The 24,021-nt window shown below is 69.1% G+C and carries 26 protein-coding genes; 17 read left to right on the forward strand and 9 right to left on the reverse strand.

The genetic code is table 11. The annotated features are described in order from the left end of the window. Positions 1-44 precede the first annotated feature (44 nt). The 3 genes from E3O46_RS07565 to E3O46_RS07575 are packed head-to-tail and all read right to left on the reverse strand — an operon-like array spanning position 45 to position 1,598. Positions 45-374, reverse strand: a complete 330-nt coding sequence (locus E3O46_RS07565) for a hypothetical protein (RefSeq protein WP_134446338.1) — start codon at positions 372-374, stop codon at positions 45-47. Next, entirely contained in the window at positions 367-1,026 is a 660-nt protein-coding gene (locus E3O46_RS07570) for an Asp23/Gls24 family envelope stress response protein (RefSeq protein ID WP_134446339.1), read from the reverse strand. Before E3O46_RS07570 ends, E3O46_RS07565 begins: the two co-directional genes overlap by 8 nt. Then, positions 1,023-1,598 carry an RNA polymerase sigma factor gene (locus E3O46_RS07575; RefSeq protein ID WP_134446340.1) on the reverse strand — a complete coding sequence of 192 codons (576 nt, stop codon included), beginning with the start codon at positions 1,596-1,598 and terminating at the stop codon, positions 1,023-1,025. The genes E3O46_RS07570 and E3O46_RS07575 overlap by 4 nt, the downstream gene beginning before the upstream one ends. 134 nt (positions 1,599-1,732) lie before the next feature. Here E3O46_RS07575 and E3O46_RS18475 point away from each other — a divergent pair, with 134 nt between their 5' ends. From E3O46_RS18475 to E3O46_RS07590, 3 genes are all read left to right on the forward strand, one after another. Beyond that, positions 1,733-2,389 carry an Asp23/Gls24 family envelope stress response protein gene (locus E3O46_RS18475; protein WP_134446341.1) on the forward strand — a complete coding sequence of 219 codons (657 nt, stop codon included), beginning with the start codon at positions 1,733-1,735 and terminating at the stop codon, positions 2,387-2,389. A gap of 107 nt (positions 2,390-2,496) precedes the next feature. Next, the gene (locus E3O46_RS07585) at positions 2,497-2,763 is read left to right on the forward strand and encodes a GlsB/YeaQ/YmgE family stress response membrane protein (protein WP_134446342.1); all 267 of its coding nucleotides are present in this window, start codon (positions 2,497-2,499) and stop codon (positions 2,761-2,763) included. A gap of 148 nt (positions 2,764-2,911) precedes the next feature. Further along, on the forward strand, positions 2,912-4,810 hold the full coding sequence (locus tag E3O46_RS07590; RefSeq protein WP_134561444.1) for a polysaccharide deacetylase family protein: 1,899 nt from the start codon (positions 2,912-2,914) through the stop codon (positions 4,808-4,810). A 78-nt stretch (positions 4,811-4,888) separates the two neighbouring features. Here the strand turns inward: E3O46_RS07590 and E3O46_RS07595 are convergent, their stop codons facing one another. Further along, positions 4,889-5,866, reverse strand: a complete 978-nt coding sequence (locus tag E3O46_RS07595) for a magnesium transporter CorA family protein (RefSeq protein ID WP_134446344.1) — start codon at positions 5,864-5,866, stop codon at positions 4,889-4,891. Between the two features lie 237 nt (positions 5,867-6,103). On the opposite strand from E3O46_RS07595, the gene E3O46_RS07600 reads away from it, so the two are divergent. Continuing rightward, positions 6,104-7,204, forward strand: a complete 1,101-nt coding sequence (locus E3O46_RS07600) for an ABC transporter substrate-binding protein (RefSeq protein ID WP_241975550.1) — start codon at positions 6,104-6,106, stop codon at positions 7,202-7,204. 90 nt (positions 7,205-7,294) lie between these two features. Here E3O46_RS07600 and E3O46_RS07605 read toward each other — a convergent pair whose 3' ends face one another. Further along, positions 7,295-8,206 (reverse strand): COG4705 family protein, encoded by a 912-nt coding sequence (locus E3O46_RS07605; RefSeq protein ID WP_241987363.1) that lies wholly within the window; start codon positions 8,204-8,206, stop codon positions 7,295-7,297. Between the two features lie 76 nt (positions 8,207-8,282). On the opposite strand from E3O46_RS07605, the gene E3O46_RS07610 reads away from it, so the two are divergent. The 10 genes from E3O46_RS07610 to panD all read left to right on the forward strand — a co-directional run bounded on the left by E3O46_RS07610 (position 8,283) and on the right by panD (position 17,595). Then, the gene (locus E3O46_RS07610) at positions 8,283-8,465 is read left to right on the forward strand and encodes a hypothetical protein (RefSeq protein WP_174774837.1); all 183 of its coding nucleotides are present in this window, start codon (positions 8,283-8,285) and stop codon (positions 8,463-8,465) included. 74 nt (positions 8,466-8,539) lie between these two features. Further along, a complete protein-coding gene (locus tag E3O46_RS07615; RefSeq protein ID WP_134561445.1) occupies positions 8,540-9,409 on the forward strand; it encodes a TetR/AcrR family transcriptional regulator in 870 nt (289 codons plus the stop codon). A 62-nt stretch (positions 9,410-9,471) separates the two neighbouring features. Next, complete coding sequence (locus E3O46_RS07620) at positions 9,472-10,653, forward strand: acyl-CoA dehydrogenase family protein (protein WP_134446346.1); 1,182 nt, start codon at positions 9,472-9,474, stop codon at positions 10,651-10,653. 86 nt (positions 10,654-10,739) lie between these two features. Continuing rightward, positions 10,740-11,930, forward strand: a complete 1,191-nt coding sequence (locus tag E3O46_RS07625; RefSeq protein ID WP_134560818.1) for an ArsB/NhaD family transporter — start codon at positions 10,740-10,742, stop codon at positions 11,928-11,930. Positions 11,931-12,015: 85 nt separating this feature from the next. Next, positions 12,016-12,657 carry a PRC-barrel domain-containing protein gene (locus tag E3O46_RS07630; RefSeq protein WP_134446348.1) on the forward strand — a complete coding sequence of 214 codons (642 nt, stop codon included), beginning with the start codon at positions 12,016-12,018 and terminating at the stop codon, positions 12,655-12,657. Between the two features lie 265 nt (positions 12,658-12,922). Continuing rightward, a complete protein-coding gene (locus E3O46_RS07635) occupies positions 12,923-13,120 on the forward strand; it encodes a hypothetical protein (RefSeq protein WP_134446349.1) in 198 nt (65 codons plus the stop codon). Positions 13,121-13,507: 387 nt separating this feature from the next. Next, complete coding sequence (locus E3O46_RS07640; protein WP_134561446.1) at positions 13,508-15,277, forward strand: MinD/ParA family ATP-binding protein; 1,770 nt, start codon at positions 13,508-13,510, stop codon at positions 15,275-15,277. 104 nt (positions 15,278-15,381) lie between these two features. After that, positions 15,382-16,014 (forward strand): FKBP-type peptidyl-prolyl cis-trans isomerase, encoded by a 633-nt coding sequence (locus tag E3O46_RS18685; protein WP_241975552.1) that lies wholly within the window; start codon positions 15,382-15,384, stop codon positions 16,012-16,014. A 116-nt stretch (positions 16,015-16,130) separates the two neighbouring features. After that, on the forward strand, positions 16,131-17,102 hold the full coding sequence (locus E3O46_RS18690) for an FKBP-type peptidyl-prolyl cis-trans isomerase (RefSeq protein ID WP_241975553.1): 972 nt from the start codon (positions 16,131-16,133) through the stop codon (positions 17,100-17,102). An 82-nt stretch (positions 17,103-17,184) separates the two neighbouring features. Beyond that, a complete protein-coding gene (panD, locus tag E3O46_RS07650; protein ID WP_134446352.1) occupies positions 17,185-17,595 on the forward strand; it encodes an aspartate 1-decarboxylase in 411 nt (136 codons plus the stop codon). Here the strand turns inward: panD and E3O46_RS07655 are convergent. Then, positions 17,548-18,084 carry a pyridoxamine 5'-phosphate oxidase family protein gene (locus E3O46_RS07655; RefSeq protein WP_198413671.1) on the reverse strand — a complete coding sequence of 179 codons (537 nt, stop codon included), beginning with the start codon at positions 18,082-18,084 and terminating at the stop codon, positions 17,548-17,550. The two genes, panD and E3O46_RS07655, sit on opposite strands and share 48 nt — an antisense overlap. A gap of 155 nt (positions 18,085-18,239) precedes the next feature. Between E3O46_RS07655 and E3O46_RS07660 the strand changes: the two genes are divergently transcribed. Then, entirely contained in the window at positions 18,240-19,037 is a 798-nt protein-coding gene (locus E3O46_RS07660; protein ID WP_134446354.1) for a transglutaminase-like domain-containing protein, read from the forward strand. Between the two features lie 123 nt (positions 19,038-19,160). On the opposite strand, the gene E3O46_RS18550 is transcribed toward E3O46_RS07660, so the two are convergent. The 3 genes from E3O46_RS18550 to E3O46_RS07675 form a co-directional block, all read right to left on the reverse strand. Beyond that, entirely contained in the window at positions 19,161-19,481 is a 321-nt protein-coding gene (locus E3O46_RS18550) for a potassium channel family protein (RefSeq protein WP_198413379.1), read from the reverse strand. A 422-nt stretch (positions 19,482-19,903) separates the two neighbouring features. Further along, positions 19,904-20,578, reverse strand: coding sequence for a response regulator transcription factor (locus E3O46_RS07670; RefSeq protein ID WP_134446355.1), 675 nt, complete (start codon positions 20,576-20,578; stop codon positions 19,904-19,906). Then, the gene (locus E3O46_RS07675) at positions 20,575-21,843 is read right to left on the reverse strand and encodes a sensor histidine kinase (protein ID WP_134446356.1); all 1,269 of its coding nucleotides are present in this window, start codon (positions 21,841-21,843) and stop codon (positions 20,575-20,577) included. Before E3O46_RS07675 ends, E3O46_RS07670 begins: the two co-directional genes overlap by 4 nt. Positions 21,844-22,022: 179 nt before the next feature. On the opposite strand from E3O46_RS07675, the gene E3O46_RS07680 reads away from it, so the two are divergent. Then, a complete protein-coding gene (locus E3O46_RS07680) occupies positions 22,023-22,721 on the forward strand; it encodes an ABC transporter ATP-binding protein (protein ID WP_134446357.1) in 699 nt (232 codons plus the stop codon). After that, entirely contained in the window at positions 22,718-24,010 is a 1,293-nt protein-coding gene (locus E3O46_RS07685) for an ABC transporter permease (protein ID WP_134446358.1), read from the forward strand. Before E3O46_RS07680 ends, E3O46_RS07685 begins: the two co-directional genes overlap by 4 nt. Positions 24,011-24,021 lie beyond the last annotated feature (11 nt).

The raw sequence follows: 24,021 nt of genomic DNA on the forward strand, positions 1-24,021 counted from the left end.
CGCAAACAACCCTGACCACGCAAACAACGGGGGATCGCCGGCAGTCAGCCGATGCGGGCGACCGTGACCGCGATCTCGGAGATGACCGGGTCTCCGGCGTGACGGAAGTGCTCGGCGATGGCATCGTGAACGCGGCGGCAGACATCCGGTGCCGCATGATCGGGGGCGACGCCGATGTTCGCGGCGATCGAGAGTCCGCCGGACCGCTCGACGACGACGATCGGATTCGGCGCAGCCACGCTCGGGATCAGCGCGGCGACGACTGAGGCCACGACCGTGGTCAGGAGCGGGCCGGCCGGGTAGAGGGCGTCGACGCCCGGGACCGCGAGAATGTAGTCGTCGAGTTCTCCGGCAGCGACAGCGGACTCACTCATCGGCTTCTCCTTCGGAGCTCGGCGGGGGTGTCGTGAGGTACAGGTCGGTGACCGTGATGTCGACGGCGGCGATCGACAGTTCCGTCTGCTGCACGAGCACGGCGTGGACCGCCGCGCGCAGGCGTGAGGTGAGGGCCGTGATGCTCTCGCCGGTATTCATCCCGTCGGCCCCGACCGACACCTCGAGGCGCACCGTGATCTGCGCTCCCGGCTCGGTGACGTCGCCGTCGAGACGGCAGCGACTGATCAGGATGCCGTCTATCCCGTCCCCCGCCGTGCGCAGGACACCGATGACCGCGCCTTCGGTCAGCGCCAGCCGGGCGACCGGCGAGTCGGACGTGAGCGGGATCCGCCGACCCGCCCGGGTCTCGAGCCGGATGCTGTCGATGATGGTCGCGACCCAGCCGTCAGTCCCAGCCGACTCCCGGTCCACGGCGGCCGAGTCGACCCGGCGCAACGCCGCACGGAGCCGCTCGAGGCGGGTGAGTGCCGTTGTGCACGCCGGGGAGTCGTCGATGCTCGAGTCGCTCGGGGTGCGGCCGCGGTCGAGGTAGTCGTTGAGGTCCTCGATCGTGTGCCCGGACAGGCGGGCCTGCTCCTCGGCCAGCTCTTCGGGGTCGAAAGCCACAAAGGGGATGTCTGGGGCGTTCATCGCCAGTCCTCCAATTCCCGCAGCAGGGTTTTTCGGGCGCGTGCCAACAAGCCTCGCACGGTCGACACGGGCAGGTCGAGTTCTTCGGCGATATCGGTGTAGCTGTATTCGCCGAGTTCCCGCAGGGTCCAGCAGCGCCGCTGGTCGTCCGGCAGCTCCGCGAGGCACCGCGCGAGCGCCTCGGCTTGTTCCTGCGTCTCGGCGACGTGGTGCGGTGTGAGCGCCGCCGGAGCTGCGGCATCCGTTTCGGTGATGTCGGCGTGGTCGCGGCGGGCGCGAACCCGGTCGATGCTCTTGCGACCGCAGATCCGCATCAGCCAGCTCTTCACCGCGGCGCCGTTTTCGAGGGTCGGCAGTTGCCGCCAGGCCGTGATGAACGACTCCTGCACCACATCGTCGGTCTCGTCGTTCGAACCCAGGATCCGGGTCGCGTGCACGCGCATCAGCGGGCCGTGGCGACGGACGAGAACCTCGAAGGCGCGAACATCTCCGTCGGCCGCGCGGTCGGCGAGCAGGGCGTCGGATGCCGCGTCGAGAGCGGACGGGACGGCGAGCCTCGTAACGGTGGTCATCACGTCCTTCCCGAATCGCCCGGTGGTGCGCCAAATAAATTTTCGATCTCCGCGTGACGAACCTGTGGCGGCCTACGTCATATCAGTGACGATCATCACGATCATCGCCCATCGACAACGAAAGAATACCCATCATGCCGCTTTCCCGTGCTCTCCGCGGTATTTCCGATCGCGACTCGTCCGGCGGTGTCTCCGGCGGCGATTCGCCCGGCGGACAGACCGTCATCAGCGACAGCGTTGTCGCCAAGGTCGCGGGCGTCGCCGCCCGTGGCGTGACCGGGGTGCACTCCCTCGGCAGCGCTCCCGTCCGGGCCTTCGGCGCCATTCGCGAGGCCCTGAGCGGAACGGACCTGAGCCAAGGCGTGAGCGTCACGGTGGGTGACACGGACGTGGTCGTCGACATCGTGATAGTGGCCGAGTACCCGGTTCCGGTGCACCAGATCGCCGCCGAGGTGCGGGCGAGCATCACGCGGGCGATCGAGGACTTCGTCGGCCTCGGCGTGTCGGCGGTGAACGTCACGATCAATGACGTGTATCACCCCTCAGAAGACGACCAGACTTCCCGCGCAACCGCGTCGGGCATCCCCAGAGAAACACCGACAGAAAGTGAAAACACGATGAGCGCATCGGACAAGATCAAGAACGCGGCCGAAGACCTCAAGGGCAAGGCCAACGAGGCCGTCGGCAAGGCTACCAACGACGACTCCAAGGTCGCGGAGGGGCGTGCGGAGCAGGCATCCGCGAGCGCCAAGAAGGCCGGCGAGAACATCAAGGACGTCTTCAAGGACTAGACCTCTCCCGGCGCGGCGGGCCCCGGCCTGCCGCGCCGACGTCGTTTCACCGCCAGACCGTTTCAAAATCCGCAACCACGCGTGACCAATACAGAAAAGAGCACCCCATGGGCTTCTTCGGCTTCCTTCTCCTCGGCCTGATCGCCGGGGCCATCGCCAAACTCATCCTCCCCGGCCAGCAGGGCGGCGGATGGTTCGTGACACTGCTCCTCGGCGTCGTCGGCGCACTCCTCGGTGGGTTCCTCGGCGGCATCCTGTTCAACGCTCCGCTGCAGGACTTCTTCTCACTGCAGACCTGGCTTCTCGCCATCGGCGGCTCCATCGTCGTCCTCCTGATCTACGGACTCGCAACGGGTCGCCGCCGCGCAGCCTAGGCATCCGGTCTACCCCCCATTCTGGTGGGGCGCCGCGCATTGACAGGGCCGAGAGGTCACCCCTTAATGGGATTCCGGCGCCCTAACCCGACTGTCTTCCGCGCCATCCCGGCGCGGAAGACAGGGGCCCAGAATGGAGCTCAGCGACATGGACGTTCAGCCAGGCAATCCTGAGGCCGCCAAACACCGGCTGACCGGTGCTTACCGTCGGAACCGCCCGCGCTGGCTCGCCTGGGTCTCGACCTTTGTGCTCGCACTCGTCTCCGTCGGAGTCGCCGACGGATTCGCTGCCTTTCCTGCAAGCGCTGCCGTTTCCGCCGTCATCACGCTCACCTTCGACGACGCGAACGCGGACCAGCTGACCGCAGCCTCGATCCTCAAGGCGAACGGGCTGCACGGCACCTTCTACACGCCGTCCGGGTATATCAACCAGCCGGGCTACATGACGCTTGCCCAGGTGCAGAGCCTTGCCGCGGATGGCAACGAGATCGGCGGCCACACCGTGACGCACCCCGACCTCGCCACCCTCCCGACGGACGAGGCGACGCGCCAGGTCTGCAACGACCGAGTCAACCTCACCAACTGGGGATTCCGGGTGACGAGTTTCGCCTATCCCTTCGCCTCGCTGCTGACCCCTGCGACCGAAACCATCGTCAAGAACTGCGGGTTCAACAGCGCCCGTGGCCTCGGAGACATCCAAACCCGGTTCGGCTGCACGGGATGCGCGCTCACCGAGAGCATCCCGCCGGCCGACCCGTACCTGACCCAGGCTGCCGACGAGGTCGACAACACCTGGAGCCTGACCGACCTCCAGAACACCGTCACCCAGGCCGAGACTGCGGGCGGCTGGCAGCAGCTGACCTTCCACCACATCGCGACGGGGCTCACCGACCCGCTCACGATCAGCCCGACCCTGTTCACCCAGTTCGTGCAGTGGCTGAAGACCCGCCCCGCGACGACGACGGTCAAGACGGTCGACCAGGTCATCGGCGGCACCGTCAAAGCCGTCGTCTCCGGCCCGGCCGTCACACCGAAGCCCGCCGGCAGCAACCTGGTTTCCAACCCCGGCTTCGAAACCCTCACCGCAGGGGTGCCGCAGTGCTGGCAGGGCGCCTCATACGGCACGAACACCCCCGCCTTCACCACGGTCACTCCGGGCCACAGCGGCAACCGGGCGGCCCGCCTGACGATGACGGGCTACTCCAACGGCGACGCGAAATGGCTGCCGACCCCCGACCTGGGCGGATGCGCCCCCGCGGCCACCCCGGGCACGGCGTACGCGCTCTCGGCCTGGTACAAGTCCACGGCAGCGACCCAGATCGAGGTCTACTACCGGACCGGACTCGGCTCCTGGGCCTACTGGACCGCGAGCCCGCTCTTCGCCGCGTCCGCGACCTACCAGAAGGCGAGCTGGACGACCCCGGCACTGCCCGCCGGGGCGAGCTCGATCACCTTCGGCCTCAACCTCCTGAGCAACGGCACCCTGACCACGGACGACTACACGGCCTTCGACGCCGCAACCCTGCCCGTACCCCCGCCGCCTGCCCCCGGCACCAACTTGGTCCAGAACTCGGGCCTGGAAGCCGCCGGAGTCGCCGCCCTTCCGCAGTGCTACCAGATCGGCGGTTACGGCACCAACACCGCCGCGTTCACGACCGTCGCGACGGCGCACACCGGCACCAAGGCGGAGAAGCTCGTCGTGACGAACTACGCCAACGGCGACGCGAAGCTGCTGCCGAGCCTGGACAGCGGGGCCTGCGCGCCGCCCGCGATCGCCGGGCACACCTATTCGCTCCGGACCTGGTACACGTCGACGACGTCCACCCAGTTCGCGATCTACTACCGGGATGCGAGCGGGACCTGGCAGTACTGGACGTCGAGCCCGTGGCTCGCGACGGCATCCGCATACACCCAGGCGAGCTTCACGACCCCGGCGCTCCCGGCCGGTGCCACCGCGATCAGTTTCGGGCTGAACCTGTTCAGTAACGGAACCCTCGTGACCGACGACTACGCGATGTTCGACACGGTCGGGGCACCGGCCTTGTAGTGGCAGGGGATGCCGGGCGCGCCTCCCTGGGCCGCGCCAGGCATCCCCTGTCGCGCCTGTCGTGCGTGTCTGCCGGTCTCAGATCCAGTCGTTGCGCTTGAAGAGCAGGTAGAGCAGGGCGGACAGGCCGACGATGAGCGCGATGGAGCTGTAGAAGCCGCCCAGTTCGCTGAAGCCCGGGTACGGAACATTCTGGCCGTAGAAACCGGTGATCGCCGTGGGCACCGCGATGATCGCCGCGTAGCCGGTGACCTTCTTCGTGATCACGTTGAGCCGGTTGCCCTGGATCGCGAGGTTCGCCTCGAGCACGCTCGTGGCGAGGTCCCTGAGGCTCTCCGTCCACTCCATCGCGCGCAGCACGTGGTCGTAGACGTCCTGGAAGTACGGCGCCATGTCGTTCTGCAGAAGGTGCACGTCGCGGCGTAACAGGGTGTTGACGACCTCACGCATCGGCAGGATCACCCGGCGCATCAGCACGAGGCTCTTCCGGAGATCGAAGGAGCGGCGCTGCACAGCCTCCTGGTCGCTCCTCGGTTCGAAGAGCTGGCTCTCGAGCTCCTCGACTTGTTCATCAAGGGCCTCGACGGCCTCGAAGTAGCCGTCGACGAGGAAGTCGAGGAGGCCGTGCAGGAGGAACGCGACACCGTTCGAGGCGAGGTCGGGGGAGGAATCCCAGCGGGCGACGACGGCATCGACGTCGAAGTCAGGGTCCTTGTGCACGGTGACGAAGGCCCGCTCGGTGATGAATGCTGCGATCTCCGAGGTCTCCACCGAGGCGGACTCGGGCGAAAACGTGATCGAATACGCCGACAGGAACAGATGGTCGGAGTATCGGTCGAGTTTGGGACGCTGGTGCAGCTTCATGGCGTCCTCGACGGCGAGGGCATGCAGGCCGAGTTCCTCGGCGAGCAGGTCGAGGTCGGCTTCCTCGGGCGAACACAGGTCGACCCAGACAACACAACCCGCGTCGGCGAGGTGTTCGGAGACGTCGGCGAGCGGGAAGCCCTCGTCGACGAGGTCCCCGTTCCGGTAGCAGCGGGTTTTCGGTGTGCGCACACCTCAGTCAAGCAGCATCCGCGGAGCAGCGGGGTCAATGCCCTTGCCGAGTCTCATCGACGCCGTGCCGGGCTCGTCGATGCTGTGTGACGTTGCGCTACGTTTCGTGACCGGGCGTGACCGGCCGGAATGTCGCTCAGGTCGTTCGGTGAATAACGTCGTCTCGAGACCATCCCAGGTCTCGTGACCAGCCCGGGTGCCGCAGCGTACGCCGTCCACCGAATGGAAGTGAAGCCCATGTCCGCCAAGACCCACACCACTGCTCGTCGCACGGGGATGCGCCTCGCCCTCGGCGCGGCATCCGTCGCCTTGCTCGCCACCACCCTGAGCGGATGCGCCGCCTCGGCCGATGCCGCCTCCGGCGCCACCGCGGCCGGACCGGCCGCAGAGCTCCGGCTCGGCTACTTCGACAACGTCACGCACGCCCCCGCCCTCGTCGGACTCGAGAACGGCCTGCTGCAGGATTCCCTCGGCAGCACCAAGCTCAGCACCCAGATCTTCAACGCAGGCCCCGCGACGATCGAGGCGCTCAGCGCCGGCGCGATCGACGCGGCATACATCGGCCCGAGCCCGGCCGTGAACAGCTACATCAAGAGCAAGGGCGAGTCGGTCAAGATCGTCGCAGGCGCGACGAGCGGCGGAGCAGCCCTCGTCGTGCGCGACGGGATCAACTCCGCCGCCGACCTGAAGGGCAAGACCCTCGCCTCCCCGCAGCTCGGCAACACCCAGGACGTCGCCCTGCGCGCCTGGCTCAGCAGCAAAGGCTTCACGACGGATACCTCCGGCGGTGGCGAGGTGAAGATCACGCCGACCGAGAACGCGCAGACCCTCACCCTGTTCCAGAGCGGCGCCATCGACGGCGCCTGGCTGCCGGAGCCCTGGGTCTCCCGCCTCGTCGTCGACGCCGGCGCCAAGGTGCTCGTCGACGAGTCCTCGCTGTGGCCGGACGGCGCCTTCCCGACGACCGTACTCCTGGTGCGGAAGGGATTCCTGGCCGAGCACCCTGAGACGGTCGAGGCCCTCGTGGCCGGCAACGCGGCATCCGTCGACTGGCTCACGAAGAACCCGACGGACGCGGCAACCGTGATCAACAAGAAGCTCACGGCCGACAGCGGGAAGGCGCTCTCCGATGCCGTGATCACGCGAGCATTGACCAAGGTGACGTTCTCGACCGACCCGCTCGCCTCGACGTTCGCGGTGAGCCTCGAGAACGGCGTGACGGCCGGCACCACCAAGACCGGCGACCTGAACGGCCTGTTCGACCTGACCGCGCTCAACAAGGTGCGCACGGCGGCCGGCGAGAAGCCGGTTTCGGCCTCCGGTCTCGGCACCGAATAGCCCCGCCGCAGCCGCCGCGCGAGTCCCCGATCCCCGTGAGGTGTCGCAGATCGACGTTCCGGACTTCCGTGAACAGCGATCTGCGACACCTCACGGCCGTGATGCGGCTGCGGGACCCTGCGGGCGCGGGGCGAGCGATTCGACGTCGCGGCGAGTGATCGCGAGGTAGGCGACGAACGCGAGAATCGCCACGCCGAGCACGAGGCTCACCGGCCCCGTGCCGAGGTCGAGGCCGCCGCGTTCGGTCGAGACGGCGGCCCAGTCGGCGAAGGATGCCCCGAGCGGCCGGGTCAGGATGTACGCGAACCAGAATGCGAGCGTCGCATTCATGCCGAAGCGGCGATACGCCAGCGCGGGGATCGCGATGAGCACAGCGAAGACGATTCCGGACGCGAGGTAGCCGAGGCCGAAGGTCATGGCGGTGAGGTCGCCGGCGGCCGTGCCGAGCGCGAAGGTCGTGAGCACCGTCGCCCAGTAGAAGAACTCGCGGCGCGGGGTCACGATGCTGTGGATGGAGAGCGACTTCTCGGTCGTCCGCCACGCCAGGAAGATCGCAGCGAGTGCGAGGACGAAAGCGACCGTGGACACGAGGTAGGGGATTCCGAGTCCGACGTGCAGGGCATCCGCGGCCATCGTGCCGAAGATGCTCACCATGACGACGGCGAGCCAGTAGACCCACGCGACGTAACGGCGGACGCCGAACTGCAGGAGCAGGGCGGCGACCAGGCCGAGTCCCGCGAGGCCGACGGCGACAGGCGGATCGATCTGGTGCACGAGGTAGTCGGCGGTCGTCTCGCCCATCCCGGTCGTGAGCACCTTGGTGACCCAGAACGCTGCCGTGACCTTGGGGACCTTGCTGAGCATCGGCCGGGCGCGGAACCACGGGGCACGCAACCGGGGGCTGCGCGGAGTCGTCTCCGCGGCCGTGCCCCGAACCGACGCCGGCCCAGCAGCCGGTGCCCGGTCAGTCATCGGGAGGGGATTCTGATCGATCTCTGCCACGTGTGCTCCGCTCATCCGCTCCTCAACCTACGGAGAGGAGGTCCAGGAACGATGACGGATCGGGTGCGCGGTCAGGTTGCGGTCAGGCGCGCTCGACCTGATCCTCGCCGCGGGCCGCGAACAGGTCAGGGAGGCCCAGGGCCTCCAGCGTCTCCTGTTCGGCGATGCCATCGGCCGCCCGCTTCCGGTCACTGTGCTCCGGGGCGCTGCGATGGTCGACGTGATCGCCGAGCCGGAGGAGCTCGCCGCGCTGCGCTGAGCCGCTGAACCCGCCATGCGCCAGGCGTTCGGGTGCGCAGGAGACCGCGCGATTCCGTGCTATTTTCACGACTGATGTCCGTTTCCGCAGCAGAGGCCTCCGGCCAGCCCCGTCCGGCCCGCACCCGCTCCCGCTCCCGCGTCGAGGTGGCCGACATCGCCGTGCGCCTGTTCCGCACCGACGGCTACGAGGCCACGACCGCGACCGACATCGCCAGGGCCGCCGGCGTCTCGCGCAGCACCTTCTTCCGTCAGTTCCGATCCAAGGAAGACGTGATCTTCGCCGACCACGACGAACTCGCCGTGCAGATCGCCGCGTACTTCGCCGTGCAGCACGACGACCCCTGGCGCGCGATCCGTGATGCCGCGACGATGGTCTTCGAACGATTCCGCGAACGGCTCGACAGCGTCCGGGTGCGCGATCTCATCGTGCGCGACACCCCGACCCTCCGGGACCGCGAGACCATCATGGCCATCCGTTACGAGCAGATGTTCGCCGCCTACCTCCGCTCCGTCCGTCCCGACGTGCCGCCGCTCACGGCCATCCGCTACGCCGCCGCGATCACCGCAACGCACAACTACGAACTCCGCCGCCTGATCCGCGGACCGGTCCCGTCCCCGTCCGAAACGGATGCCGCGTCGAACGCCGAGCCGGTCTCAGCGACCGGCGCCGACCTGGATGCCGCGCGGGACGCCGAGCATGCCGCGCAGCTCTCAGAGGAACTCGCCGCGGAGCTCCGCAAAGTGGGGCGCCTCTTTCACCCCGACGCGGCACCTGACCACGCGGGGCAGCCTGCGGACGGGCACCAGCCGGCGGGGGAGGCCTCAGCCGAGCTCGTCGTAGCGGTGTTCCCCGGAACGATTTCCCCGGACGAGCTCTCCCGAGAGGTCGCACGCGCCCTCGGCGGACGCCGCGCCGTGAGCACGTCGGGGCCCGCAACTTGACACTCAGTGTCATTTGACCCGACACTGAGTGTCACACCAGCCGAACCCAATGAAGGGGAACCGTGCCCGACTACGACGTATCCGTGCCGCTCGACACCGACTACTACGAACTCTTCCGGGATGTGCCCGCCGCCGACCGCGCCTTCTGGGACCGGGCCCGCGCCTTTGCGATCGAGACGCTCGACGAGGTCACCGAGGCCTGGGACAAGGCCGAGTATCCGCTGCACCTCGTCCGCAGGCTCGGCGAACTCGACCTGCTCACCGATGGCGTCGTCGGCCCCGGCCTCACCCCGATGTCCCCGCTCGCCGCCGGCCTCGTCAACATGGAGATCTCCCGCGGCGACGGCTCGATGGGCACCGTGGTGGCTGTGCAGGGCGGGCTCGCGCTCCGCAGCATCGCCCTCTACGGGAGCGACGCCCAGAAGGCCGAGTGGCTCATCCCCCTTGCCCGCGCCGAGAAGCTCGGCGCCTTCGCCCTCACCGAACCCGACCACGGCTCCGACTCCGTCGCGCTCGAGACGACCGCGACCCGCGAGGGCGACGAGTGGGTGATCACCGGCGAGAAGAAGTGGATCGGCAACGGCTCCGTCGGCGACGTGACCGTGGTCTGGGCCCGCGACGACGATGGCAACGTGCGCGGGTTCCTCGTGCCGCAGGACACCCCCGGCTACCAGGCCCAGACGATCACCGGCAAGGGCTCCCTTCGCGGCATCCACCAGGCCCGCATCGTGCTCGACAACGTGCGCGTGCCCCTCGATGCCCTCCTGCCGGGCACCCGCACCTTCAAGGACACCGCGACCGTGCTCTTCGCCACCCGCCTCGGTGTGGCCTGGTCGGCGCTCGGCCACGCGACCGCGGTCTTCGAGGCCGCCCTCAGCTACTCGAACCAGCGCATCCAGTTCGGCAAGCCGCTCGCCGGCTTCCAGCTCGTGCAGGAACGACTCACGCGGATGCTGTCCCAGCTCACCGCGATGCAGCTCTACTGCCTGCGCCTCGCCGAACTCGACGCCGCCGGAACCATGCGTCCGATCCAGGCGTCCCTCGCGAAGTACCACAACACCCGCGCCGCCCGCGAGATCGCGGCGACGGCGCGCGACGTGCTCGGGGGCAACGGCATCCTGCTCGAGAACCACGTGATCCGGCACCTCGCCGACCTCGAGTCTCTGCACACCTACGAGGGCACCGAGAGCGTGCAGTCCCTCCTGATCGGCCGCGATCTGACCGGCGTGAGCGCCTTCCGCTGACCCGCCCGCCCCCGCCTCCCTCCCGCCACCCCAGGCATCCGCTCACCCTGCGAGGCGTGGGGCTCCTGGCCGATACACTCCGATTCATGGTTCTGTCCCTCATCGGCGCCGGTCTGCTCCTGCTCGGCACCGTCGCCGCGGTCACCGGCCTGCTTCCGCTCCCCGAACTGCTGGTTCTCGTGGACCGGGTGGCGCCGATCCTCGTGTTCGTCGTGGCCATGACCGTCGTAACCGAGCTCTGCAGTGAGGCGGGGGTGTTCCGCTGGATCGCCCGCCGGCTTCGGCACTGGGGTGGCGGCCGGGCCTGGTTGCTCTGGTTGTGGGTGGCCGGCATCGCGATCGTCACGACGGTGTTCCTCTCCCTCGACACCACGGCCGTGCTCCTGACGCCGGTCGTTGTCGTGGTCGCGCGGCAGGCGGGTCTGCCGCCGCTGCCGTTCGCCCTGACGACGGTGTGGCTCGCGAACACCGGCAGCCTGCTGCTCCCGATCAGCAACCTGACCAACCTGCTCGCCCAGAACCGCCTCGGCGGCATCTCCCCGATCGCCTTCGCCGGGCTGACCGCGGCCCCGGCGCTCGTCGCCGTGATCGTGCCGATGGCCATGGTTGCGATCGTCTTCCGGAAAGACCTCTGCAAACGGTATTCGAGCGTCCCCGTGCAGCGGATGCGCGTCGCGGGAACGTCGGGAGCGGTGGCATCCGTCGACCGGGTGCTGCTCGGGACGAGCGCGCTCGTGCTCGCTGCCCTCTTGCCCGCCCTCGTCGTCGGCCTGCCGGTATGGCTGCCGTCGAGCATCGCCGCCCTCGTGCTGGCCGTCGTGTTCTTCGTCAGGCGCCGGAGCGTTCTCCGGATCACCATCATTCCGTGGTCGCTCCTGCTGTTCAGTGCCGGGCTGTTCCTCGCGATGGAGGCCGTGCAAAACCTCGGGCTGCCCGTGCTGCTCACCGCGCTCGCCGGGGCGGGGAACGCGCCGGGGGACCTGTTCCGCCTGGCCGGCACAAGCCTGGTCGGCTCGAACCTGATCAACAACCTGCCCGCCTACCTCGCGCTCGAACCGGTCGCCGACTCGACCCCGCGGCTGCTCGCCGTCCTGATCGGTGCGAACGTCGGCCCGTTGATCACCCCGTGGGCGTCCCTCGCGACGTTGCTCTGGCACAGCAGGCTCGAAAAGATGAACGTGCTGATCCCCTGGCGCGGGTACGCGCTCTTCGGCCTCGTGCTCGCCCCGGTGACGGTCGGGTTGAGCGTGCTCACGATGATCCTGGTCACCGCGTGACGCCCGGGCGGCCGCACCGGGCGGTGCGAGAATACAGGAACCTGTCCGTGCCTCCAGCGCGTTTTTCCGGGGAAGGAATGACCGAATGATCACCCTCGAAGGTATCGACGACATCGTCGTCAACGGCGGCTTCGTCGTGACGAGCGACGGTGCGAAGCTCGGCTCGGTCGAACAGGTCTTCCTGAGCAAGGACTCCGGTGAGCCGGCCTTCGTCACGGTGCGCACGGGCCTGTTCGGCATGCTCGAATCGTTCGTTCCGCTCGCCGGCGCGACCATCGACGGCCCGCGTGTGGTCGTGGCCTTCGACCGCGACCGCATCCGCAACGGCCCCCGCATCGAGAGCGACCGTGGATCGATCACCGCGGACGAGGAGAACGAACTCTACGGCTACTACGGCACCTCGGCGCCCGAGTCGCCCGTTTCGCCCGAGTCGAGCGTTTCCGTTGAACCGACCGAAATGGCAGCGGATGCCACGGGCGCCCCGGCGCGGCAGGTGCAGTCTCCGGGTGCGCCGCCCACCCCGGACCATCCGCATCCCCACCCGCTTGACGGTCCGCATCCGCCCCCTCCGCATGCTCCGAACGGGCCGCATGACGGCCCGCCACCGCCCCCGCCGCACTTGCTCAAGCACGAGGCCGCCGGTCGCCCGCATCCGCACGACGGCCCGCCACCGCCCCCGCATTCGCACCCGCACCCGCGCGATGCCGGCCCGGTGACACGCCCGTAACACAGTGACGTTTATGTGACGATTCATCAGTTTTACAGGGCTTCCTTCGACCCCAGCCCTACTCTGGTCAGCAGCAGAACACCGTGCTTGGGGTGTTGATCCGTCGGCACCCCACGCCAGAGTGACGACCGGCTCGATGCCCGCAGTGGGTGTCGCTCACCACCATCCGAAGCAGGTGAACCACCAGGCACCGTTGCCGGCGCACGACGCAGGCCGGCGGTGTCGTGAACCACGAAACAGTGCTGTGAACCAGAAATACACCACCATGACCGATAATGAACTCCTGCTCGAGACGGATTACACGAGTTACGCCAACTCCTGCCGCGACCCGCACATCACATCGACCCAGGACCTCGTCGAGTGCCGCCGCCAGAACGGCCACGACGACACCCACGCTACCCGCGCGGGCATCCGCGCCATCCGCTGGCACCGCGGGACCGAAGACCTGCCGCTCGCGGGCTGAGCCTGCGGGCTGAACAGGCGAACGGAGTTCGCCGATAGCGGATGCCCGGCTCGGCATCTCCGCACACGGCTCCGGCCATCCGCGCACGCGCCTCGCGTCTGCGACCTTCCGCGCGCGCGATCATCGCCGAGAGTCGCCGTTGCCGTCGAGTGGCCCCGGTGTGGCAGGGACAGTGGGCGCGAACGGCGACTCTCACGAGCTTGAGTGCGCTCAGTCAGGGGTGCGTTCGGCCCGTCGCAGGGTGGTCAACGAGGGCGCAGCTGAGGAAGATCACGCCTAAACGAGGGGTAATCACTCCCGCCCGTTAGGCTGGTCTGTGGCGCGGTCCAGTTATTCCGGAGCGCACCAAAGAACGAAGAGCTGAGCTCGACGGAAAAAAGGCTGACCATGAAACACGAAGTATCCGTACCTCCTCGCATCCAGGCAACGATTCGTAGCAACGGAACCGGCGAACTGATCATCGACGGGGTGGGCCAGCAGGTGACGGCCGGCGACGAGGCCGGTGTTCGTGAAGAGATCATCAACCGCGTGACGGATGCCGCCCGTGCACTCGGTCGCCCGGTGCGGCTGACCGCCGACGACGAGCAGGGCCAATGGCCCCTCGTCGTGCACCCGGACGGCGAAGTGGAGGCCGCCGGCGACTTCATCCCGGCAGCCGCGCGCGCCGAAGCCGAAGCCGAGGCCGAGGCTCCCGCAGCGTCTCAGGGCACGGCCGCCAAGCGCGCCATGGCGCACACCGGAGACCGCAGCGCAGCGGCATTCATGGCCGAACCGATGGAACCGATCGGCGCCCTCGAGGAATTGGCCGAGCTCGCGGCCCTGGGTGACCCCCTCGATGCCGCGGCGCAGACTTCCGTCGACAAGGCGGACGCCGAGTCCGCGTTGGAGCGTGAGGCCGAAGCCGAAGCCGAAGCGGAAGTCGAAGCTGAAGCGGATGCCGCTGCGCTCGCAGGCGCGGACGGCGCGGACCGCGCGGACGAGCCCGCATCCGGGCCCGACGCCTCGCAGGCCGCCGAGTCCCTGCCCGCCGGACCCCGCCGCACGCCAGCACCGCCGCCCGGACTCTTCGAGGACATCATCTTCGAACACCGCGCTCTCGACGCCGACGATGACGATGAGGAGATCGCGGCCGGCCCGTTGGCAGCCCTCCGGTCCACGCCGATCTCCGCGTCCTCCGCCCTGCTCGTCCCTTCACCGCACCCGACCCTCGTCGCAGCGGAAGACGGCCCGAATCTCGCCGACTTCATGAGCTCCCGCCCCGCGATCGTGGCCGGCCCGGCCCTCCTCGGCTGGCAGGGCACCGTGCGTAGGGTCACCGGCGGACTCGTGAACCCCTCGCCCGGCCGGAGCGAACTCGCCCGCCGCGCCGCGATCGCGGCCGTGCAGCGCAGCCTGAGCGGTCCTCGCACGATCGTGGTGCTCAACCCCAAGGGTGGCGCGCACAAAACCACTGCGACCCTGTTGATCGCCGCGACCTTCGGCATCCACCGTGGCGGGTACACCCTCGCCTGGGACAACAACGAGACGATGGGTACCCTCGGCGTGCGGGCTCAGGGCGCCCAGCACACGAACACGGCCGTCGACCTGCTGCGCGACCTCGAGGACTTCGCCTATTCGACGTCGGCCAGGGTCGGCGACCTCGACAAGTACGTGCGCAACCAGGGCGACGCCCGCTTCGACGCGCTCGCCTCCGACCTGGACCCCGCCGGAGCCGCGAGCATCGACGACGTCGCGTTCGGCAAGCTGCACGCCGCGCTCAGCCGCTTCTACCGGATCCTGATCATCGACACCGGCAACAACATGCGCGCCTCCAACTGGGAGGCGGCCGTCGAGACCGCCGACCAGCTCGTGGTCGTGTCGACGATCCGCGAGGACACCGCGTACGGCGCGGCGTCCCTCCTCGACGGGCTGCGACTCAAGGGTCACGGCGACAAGGTCGCCCAGGCCGTGACCGTTCTCGCGTCCCCGGCGAAGACCGCCGACCGCGCCCTGTCCGCCCGGCTGCACGACCACTTCAGCCAGCTCACCCGAACCGTCGTCGACGTGCCGTACGATCCGGCGCTCGTCGCCGGCGGACCACTCAACATCGACGCCCTCGCCCCGCGCACCCGCGAGGCCTGGCTCTACGCGACCGCGGCGATCGCCGAAGGGCTGTAGACCGCGTCCGGCGCGGGGGACGTGAAACTTCCCGTTCGCCTCGATACGCCATAATGCACGGCGGGCGCGCCAATCGGGGCCGCCCGCCGACAAGAAGGCCACCCGTGCGCAGCTACCCCGCCCTTATCTCCCTCGGAGCCTCCGCCGGTCTCGTCGCGGTATGCGTTGTGCTCGCGCTCGCCGGATGCAGCCCGGCAGCGACCCGGTCGCCCGCCGCCCCGGCCGGCTGCGCCCAGCCGGGGGCCGCCTCCGACGCCGTGGTCGCGCCGGGGGCCATCGGCAGTGCGCCGGAGGTCACGTTCACCACGCCGCTGACCGCCGCGGACACCGAGCGCACCGTCATGACCGTCGGCACCGGCGTCCCGGTTCAGACCGGCGATTATGTGGAACTCGGCGTCGCGTTCTACAACGGCAGGACCGGGGCGAAGATCGATGCCCGCGGATTCGGGCCCGGCACCTCTGGCCTCGACACCGGGGCCCCTGTCGGCGTGAACCTCGCCGCGCCGAACGGCACCCTGCCCGCGATCGTCAAGGGCGTCACCTGCGCGACGGTGGGTTCCCGGGTTGCCGTCGTCGCGAGCCCGGCGGATGCCTGGGGAGCGAAGGAGAACATCGACCTCGACCTCCACGCGAACGACAACGTCGTCATCGTTGTCGACGTGCTGGCGGCGGCGGCGACCGCGCCCGTCACGACCGATGTGCCCGCGACCGGGGCTCCCGACACAAACGTCGGTTAGCGACTTCCATCGGGCGTCCGCTTCCGGGTGCCCGACTCAGGTTCCTCATAGATGCATGGTCCATACTGGCGGAGGCCCATCATCGAAGACACCACTCTCGAAAAAGAAAGATCAGCGTGCGCAAACTTCCTGCCCTCCTCGCCGTCGCAACCGTCGCGGTGCTCGCCCTCACCGGGTGCAGCGGATCCCCGTCGTCGACGCCGACGGCATCCGCCGCCGCAGCACTGACCTGCACCGACCCCGGCACGAGCTCCGACGCCGTCACCGTCGCCGGTGACGCCGGTGTCGAGCCCACCGTCACCTTCACGGCGCCGCTCACGACCACCGCGACCGAGCGCACCGTGATCACCAAGGGCGACGGCGAAGCCGTCAACACCGGTGACGCCGTCGAGATCGCGTACACCGCGTACAACGCCACTTCGGGCGCCAAGCTCAACGCCGGCGGTTACGGCACCGCGGCCGGCCTCACCGTCACCGTCGCCGAGACCGGCTCCGTCATCCCCGGCATCCTCAAGGGCATCGCGTGCTCCAACATCGGCTCGCGCGTCGCCGTCGTCGTGCCGCCGGTCGACGCGTTCGGCACCACGGGCAACACGAACCTTAAGGTGTCCGCGACCGACAACATCATCTTCGTGATCGACGTCAAGGGCAAGGTTCCCACCCGCTCGAGCGGCACGGACCAGGCCCCGCAGGACGGTTTCCCCACCGTCGTGCTCGCCGACGACGGCGCCCCGACGATCACCGTCCCGAAGGCCGACGCGCCGACCGAGCTCAAGACCGAGGTCCTCAAGAAGGGCGACGGTGCGACCGTCGCTGACGGTGCGACCGTGACCGTGCAGTACGCGGGCGTCGTCTGGGCCACCGGAACCGTCTTCGACCAGAGCTGGGGCAAGGGCGGCCCGGCCACCTTCGCGACGGCCAACGTCGTCCCCGGCTTCGCCCAGGGCCTGATCGGCCAGACTGTCGGCTCGCAGGTCGTCATCGTCATCCCGCCGGCGCTCGGCTACGGCAGCACCGGCAACACGACTGCAGGCATCTCGGCAACGGACACCCTCGTGTTCGTCGTCGATATCCTCGCGACCGCGTGATCGCCTAGCAACGTAACCGCGTAACCAGACACCCGCACCAGGCGACGGCCTGCGGGCCGCCGCCGGAAGGCCCATTTCCACCATGCAGCGCACGATGTTCAAATCCAAGATCCACCGCGCCACCGTGACGCAGTCCGACCTGCACTACGTCGGTTCGCTGACGGTCGACCAGGACCTGATGGAGGCAGGCGACCTGCTCGCCGGTGAGCGCGTCAGCATCGTCGACGTGAACAACGGCAGCCGCTTCGAGACCTACCTCATCGCCGGCAAGCGCGGCAGTGGGGTCATCGGCCTGAACGGCGCCGCGGCCCGCCTCGGTATGCAGGGCGACCTCATCATCATCATCTCCTACGCGCAGATGAGCAACGAAGAGTCCCGCAGCTATGTGCCCGTCGTCGTACACGTCGACGCGGACAACCGCATTGTCGCGGTCGACTCTGACCCCTCAGGTGTACATGTGGCTGGACTCAGCCGCCCGCCGCTCACGGCCTGACGTCGAGCGTTCCTCGAACCGGCCGGTCTTCTCGGTCAGCCGGATCCGGTAGATCACCGGGTCCTGACCGGACGCGTTCACCCGGCCCGCCGAGGGCGGCACCGGCTCCGACGCGGTCGTCCTGATCCCGTGAAACGTGCCGTCGGGACCGGAGACCGGCTGCGCCGTCGTCGAGGTCACGTACGGTGCAAGCCGGGCGAGGAGCTTGCGCAGGCCGTCGTCGGCATCCGCGCCATGGAGCTCCTCGAACTCGCCCCGGGCGACGACGGTGCGCCAGTTCGCGAGATCGTCGAGCTGCTCGACCTCGAAGCAGACGTCGGGGTTGGCCCGCATCATGTCGACCTTTGTGCCGGCGGCGCTGTGGGCGTACACGGTGTCGCCATCGTAGGCGTAGGTGATCGGCACGATATAGGTGCGGCCGTCGCTGTGGCATCCGATCCGGCCGACCACGCTGGTGTGCAGGACTGCGTCGATTTCACGATTGTTCAATTCCCCGAGCATGCTCCCAGCATGGACCCGCCCGGCGCGGTGCACCAGTGCCCGGAGCGCGCCGCACGGCGTGTCCTCGTCGGGTCTGCGGCATCGATGCGACGCACTGGCGAGAGCGGTACCGCGACGCGCCGGGCGCATGTCATCATCGTGGGATGGAACGTAATGCATCCGCTCGCCTCGCCCTCGACGTGCGGACGCCCGCCCGTTTGGTCCTGTCGATCGGCGTCGCCGACGACCCGGCCGTCTCGGTCGTTGAGACCTTCACGGCGGCGCAGGACGGCACGCCGCTCGAGTCGCGGATCGTCTTCGACCAGCACGGCACCCGGCTGCACGTCGTCGAGACGGGGGCCGGTTCGGTCGACATCGACTACGCCGTGACCGCGACGGGGCAGGCGAGCGACGCCGCTTACTCGGAGATCGACCTCGTGCGCTACCTGCGCCCGAGCCGGTACTGCGAATCCGACCGGCTCTGGGGCACGGCCGCTGCCGAATTCGCCGGGCTCTCCGGCACCGTGCTCATGAACGCGGTCGCCGCCTGGGTGGGCGGGAAGCTGCGCTACGAGCCGGGGTCGAGCCTGCCGACCGACGGCGCCGTGCGTACCCTGATCGACCGGCAGGGCGTCTGCCGGGACTTCGCCCACCTCGTCGTCGCGCTTCTGCGCGCGCGGGACGTGCCGGCCCGGGTCGTCTCGGTCTACGCACCGGGGCTTTCGCCGATGGACTTCCACGCGGTCGCCGAGGTCTTCGTCGATGACGCCTGGCACGTCGTGGACGCCACCGGCCTCGCCCCTCGGCAGACGCTCCTCCGCATCGCGACCGGCCGTGACGCCGCGGACACCGCGTTCCTGACGACGATCGGCGGAGCAGTGTTCCTCCGCGACCTGACCGTCAGCGCGACCGTGGACACCCTGCCGCGCGACGACCGGTACTCCCTGGTGCGCCTGCACTGAGCGGATGCCCCCACACGCATCCGCCGCCGCGCCGGTTTCGGCAGGCCGTGCCCGCCGTTTCGGTAGCGGGCTGCGGATTCGGTAGCGGCGGCGGGGCGCGGGGACCTCAGTCGGCGAGCTGCATCACTTGTCGGCACCCTGGTCGCGGGTGAGATCGGCGACGCGGTCGACGATCCACGAGGCGAGGGTCGCCGTGACGACACCGACGAGGGCGATCCCGCCGAGCATGAGGGCAACGGCGATCAGCCGGCCTTCGATCGTCACGGGGGTGAAGTCGCCGTAGCCGACCGTCGCGATCGTGACGAAGGTCCACCAGAGCGCGTTGCCGAACGAGGTGATGTTCGCGCCGGGAGCGCGCCGCTCGGCATCGAGCACCGCGAGGGAGGCCAGGAACACGAGAAGGACGGTCGCGGTCGTGACGTAGATGCCGACGCGGGACCGCACCGCTGTCCCCGCGAGCGGGGGAAGGCGGAGAGGGCCGTCACGAGGCGGAGCAGGCGCAGTGAACGCAGCACCGGAAGCACGACCACGAGCAGGTCGAAGAGGTGCGTGCTGAACCACAGCCAGCGCTGCCGAGCGAGCGCGAGGTTCATGCAGTAGTCGAGGAGGAACACCGTCCAGGCCGCCTCGAGCACGAGGGTCAGGATCAGCCCGGGTTCGCCCTGGACATCGGCGAGGACCTTCCAGGCATAGTCGAGCAGGAAGATCGCGGCGGCCCCGAGGAGCGGCCATTGCACAAGCTGCTGCCAGCGTTCTGGAGTCATGCCGACACTCAAGGAGGACGGTGGCTCGCCCGGCAGGGGCGACCCCGGCGTCCGCGTGCCTGCTCTCCTGGCGGCAGCGGATGCCGCGGCGGGCGACCGGGGTCAGCCGCCGGCGCCGGGCACGAGGAGTCCGCTCTCGTATGCGATGACGACGAGCTGCGCCCGGTCGTGCGCGTAGAGCTTGGCCATGGTCCGGTTGATGTGGGTCTTCGCGGTCAGCGGCGAGATGAACAGGCCGACCGCGATCTCCTCGTTCGACTGCCCGCGCGCGACGAGCGTGAGGACCTCCCGCTCCCGATCGGTCAGGTGCGCGAGGCTCGGCGGCACCGCAGCAGCGCGCCCGGGCGCGGCCGGCAGCACGTAGCGGCGGATCAGGCTCTGCGTCGCCGTGGGGGAGAGCAGGGCATCGCCCTGGTGGATCGTGCGGATCGCCCGCATCAGGTCGGCGGCCTCCGTGCCCTTGCCGACGAAGCCGCCGGCCCCTGCGCGGAGGGCCTGCACGACGTATTCGTCCTCCTCGAAGGTCGTCAGGATCAGGATGCGCACGGTCGAGAGCCCGGGATCCGCGCAGATCGCGCGGGTCGCTTCGATGCCGTCGAGCACGGGCATGCGGATGTCCATCAGCACGACATCGGGCAGCAGCAGCCGGGACTGTGCGAGCGCTTCGGCCCCGTCAGCGGCTTCGCCGACGACCTCGAGGTCGGGCTCGTGCCTGACCAGTTCGCGCACGGCCGTGCGGATCAGGGTCTGGTCGTCCGCGATCAGGACCCTGATCACGAGGGCGCTCCTGCTGCAGGGTCCGGAACCGAGGTCGGGGCCGAGATGCGGGCAGGGGCCGGCGGCCCGGTGTCCGGGATGTCGGCGGGGGCATCCGTCCCGGCGCTCGAGATCGGCAGGCTCACGGCGAGGCGGAACGTGTCCGGGGGACGCACGCCGAACTCGACCGTGCCGCCGATGGTGCCCGCGCGCTCGGCGACACCGACGAGGCCGTGGCCTGCCGGGGCATCCGTTGCGGGGTCGAACACGTGGAAGGCGACCGGATTCAGGGCCTCGATGTCGACGCTGTCGCTGCCGTAGCTGATGCGGAGCTCTGCGGTGTGGCCGGCGCCGTGCTTGTGCGCGTTGGTGAGCGCCTCCTGCACGATCCGGTAGGCGATGGTGTCGACGGGGGCCGGCAGCCGGGTGCCCGCACCGCGTGCGCTCACCGTCACAGCGAGGCCGTCGCGGGCGAAGTCGGCCAGGAGCGCGTCGACCCGGCCGAGGCCGATCTCGGCGGCCGGGGGGCGGGGGCGGCCGGCGGAGTCGTCCCTGAGCACGGCGAGCAGGGTGCCGATCTCGCGCAGCACCGCCTGCGCGGCCTGGCGGATCGTCGTGAGCGAGTCCTGCGCATCGGTCGGGCGGTCGGGAAGAGCCTGGGCGGCGACCCCGGCGTGCAGGTTGATCACGGCCATCTGGTGGGCGACCGCGTCGTGCAGTTCGCGGGCGATACGCAGGCGGTCTTCGGCGACCCGGCGCAGCGCCTCAGACTCCCGGGTCTCTTCGGCGTTCCTGGCGCGTTCGGTGATCGCCACGATGTACTCGCGCCGCGACCGCATCGCGTCCCCGGCCGCGCCGGCGAATGCGATGACCGCCGCGTACTGCACGATGCGGGCGTCGAGCAGCTCGGTGGCGGTCACGGCGATGCCCGTGCCGACGAGCACGAAGGCGGCGAGAGCCGTCGCCACGAGCGTCGTACGGCGGTCGGTGCGGATGGCGACGTTCCAGACCGCGATCGCCGTCGCGAGGGAGAACGCGGGATTGAGCACGCCGAGGGCGCCGGCGAGCACGAACAGGGCGACGCAGGCCGCGAGGACCGGCAGCGGCCAGCGTCGGCGCGGCAGCAGCACCAGGGTCGCGGCGACGGCGATCAGCACGCCGGCGGGGTTCGACGCGACCCTGGCGTACTCGCCGGCCGGCACGAATGCGCTGCCGAGGACGGCGAGGCTGACCAGCACGTCGGCCGCCCAGCGCGGAATGTGCGCATGGCTGTACATCGAGGTCATCTTCCAAGGATGCCCCCTGCGCGGAGCTGCGGCATCCTCCCGTGGGTGGAGAGGCCGTACCGCGCCTGCGGTACGCGAGGTTGCTGCCGCAGGAGGATGCCTCGCGCAGCGGATGCCGCGACGCTGGAACAGTGCCGGCCCGCGGCATCCACCACCCACAGCACACGGAGGAAAACACGATGTCCCACCCCATCCTCGCCGCCTACGACCTGAAGAAGTCGTATGGTCGCGGCCAGAACCGATTCGACGCGCTCAAGGGGGTCACCCTGGAGATCTTCGCCGGCGAATCGGTCGCCATTGTCGGGAAGAGCGGCTCGGGCAAGTCCACCCTGATGCACTTGCTCGCCCTGCTCGACAAGCCGAGCACCGGCACCGTGCAGCTCGGCGGCAGCGACACCGCGACTCTGAGGGGCAAGCGGCTCAACGAGACGCGCAACAAGACCTTCGGGTTCGTCTTCCAGCAGTTCTTCCTCACGCCGGGGGCGTCCGTGCTCGAAAACGTCGTGTTGCCGCTCAAGATCGCCGGGGTCGGTTCCCGAGGCCGCAAACAGCGCGGCCACGCGGCGCTCGAACGCCTCGAGCTCGACGACAAGGCCAGGAGCAAGGCCAACGCGCTCTCCGGCGGGCAGAAGCAGCGGGCCGTGATCGCCCGCGCCCTCGTCAACGACCCGCGGATCATCTTCGCCGACGAACCCACCGGCAACCTCGACAGCGCCACCGGCGCGATCGTCGAGGACATCCTGTTCGGGCTCAACCGGGACCAGGGCATCACCCTGATCATTGTGACCCACGACGAGGACCTCGCCGAACGCTGCGACCGACGGATATACATTCGCGACGGCCTCGTCGTCTCCGAGGAAGCACGGGTCGCAGCATGAGGGCCATCGACGTCGTCGGCTCGGCCATCGGCAACAGCTTCCGCAGCCGCCTCCGCACCACGCTCACCGTGCTCGCGATCTTCATCGGCGCGTTCACGCTCACCATCACCAACGGTCTTGGCACCGGGATCAACGCCTACATCACCGACACCGTCGCATCCATCGGGGCGAGCGACGTGATGACTGTCACGAAGGTGTCGGCGGATGCGAAGGCAACCGGCCCGCAGGAATACTCGCCGGACCAGATCACCAGCCGCGCCGCGGCCGGACCGGGCAGCACGACTGTCGCCGCGATCACCCCGGCGGACCTCACCACGATCGCCGCCATCGACGGGGTCACGTCGGTGGAGCCGAGCCTCTCGGTGACCCCGGACTACGTGACGACGGGCACCAGCAAGAAGTATCGGCTCGGGCTCGGCAGTGCCGTGGCCGGTGTCCATCTGCAGCTCGCGGCGGGCAGCCAGCTCGACCAGAAGGCTGCCCAGCTCCAGATCGCGCTGCCGGTTTCCTTTGTCACGCCGCTCGGTTTCACGAGCAGCGCGGATGCGATCGGTACGACCGTGCAGATCGGCGTAAGCAATCCGGCCGGAACGGTGAACGTTCTCAACGCGACCGTCGTCGCTGTCTCCGAGGCCAGCCTGGGTTCCAGCGGAAACGCGACTGCGAATACGGCCCTGACCCAGGCGCTCTACGACGCCTCGACGAGCGGACTGAGCACAGCCCAGAAGGAAAGCTACTCGGAAGCCGTTGTCCGGTTCGACCCTTCGAGCACTGACGCCCAGGTCACAGCGCTCAAGGACCACCTCACGAGTGCCGGGTTCACCGGGCAGACGGTGGCCGACGAGATCGGCACCTTCAAGTCGGTGATCGACGCGATCGTGCTCGTGCTCAACGCCTTCGCCGTGATCGCCCTGCTCGCCGCGAGCTTCGGCATCGTCAACACGCTGCTGATGAGCGTGCAGGAGCGCACCCGCGAGATCGGCCTGATGAAGGCGATGGGAATGGGCGCGGGCCGGATCTTCGGCCTGTTCAGCATCGAGGCGGCATTCATCGGCTTCCTCGGCAGTGCGATCGGCGCCGGCATTGCGATGATCGTCGGGTCGGTCGTGAGTACTGCGCTCTCGGGCGCGCTGTTCGCGAACCTGCCCGGCCTGACCTTGATCGCGTTCACACCGGTCTCGATCATCACGATCATCCTGATCGTGATGGCGATCGCGTTCCTCGCCGGCACCCTGCCGGCCTGGCGCGCGGCACGCCAGGACCCGATCGAGTCGCTCCGCTACGAGTAGCGCGCTCGCGG

This window comes from Cryobacterium glucosi (genome assembly GCF_004402235.1).
In the GTDB taxonomy this organism is placed as follows: Bacteria; Actinomycetota; Actinomycetes; order Actinomycetales; family Microbacteriaceae; genus Cryobacterium; species Cryobacterium glucosi.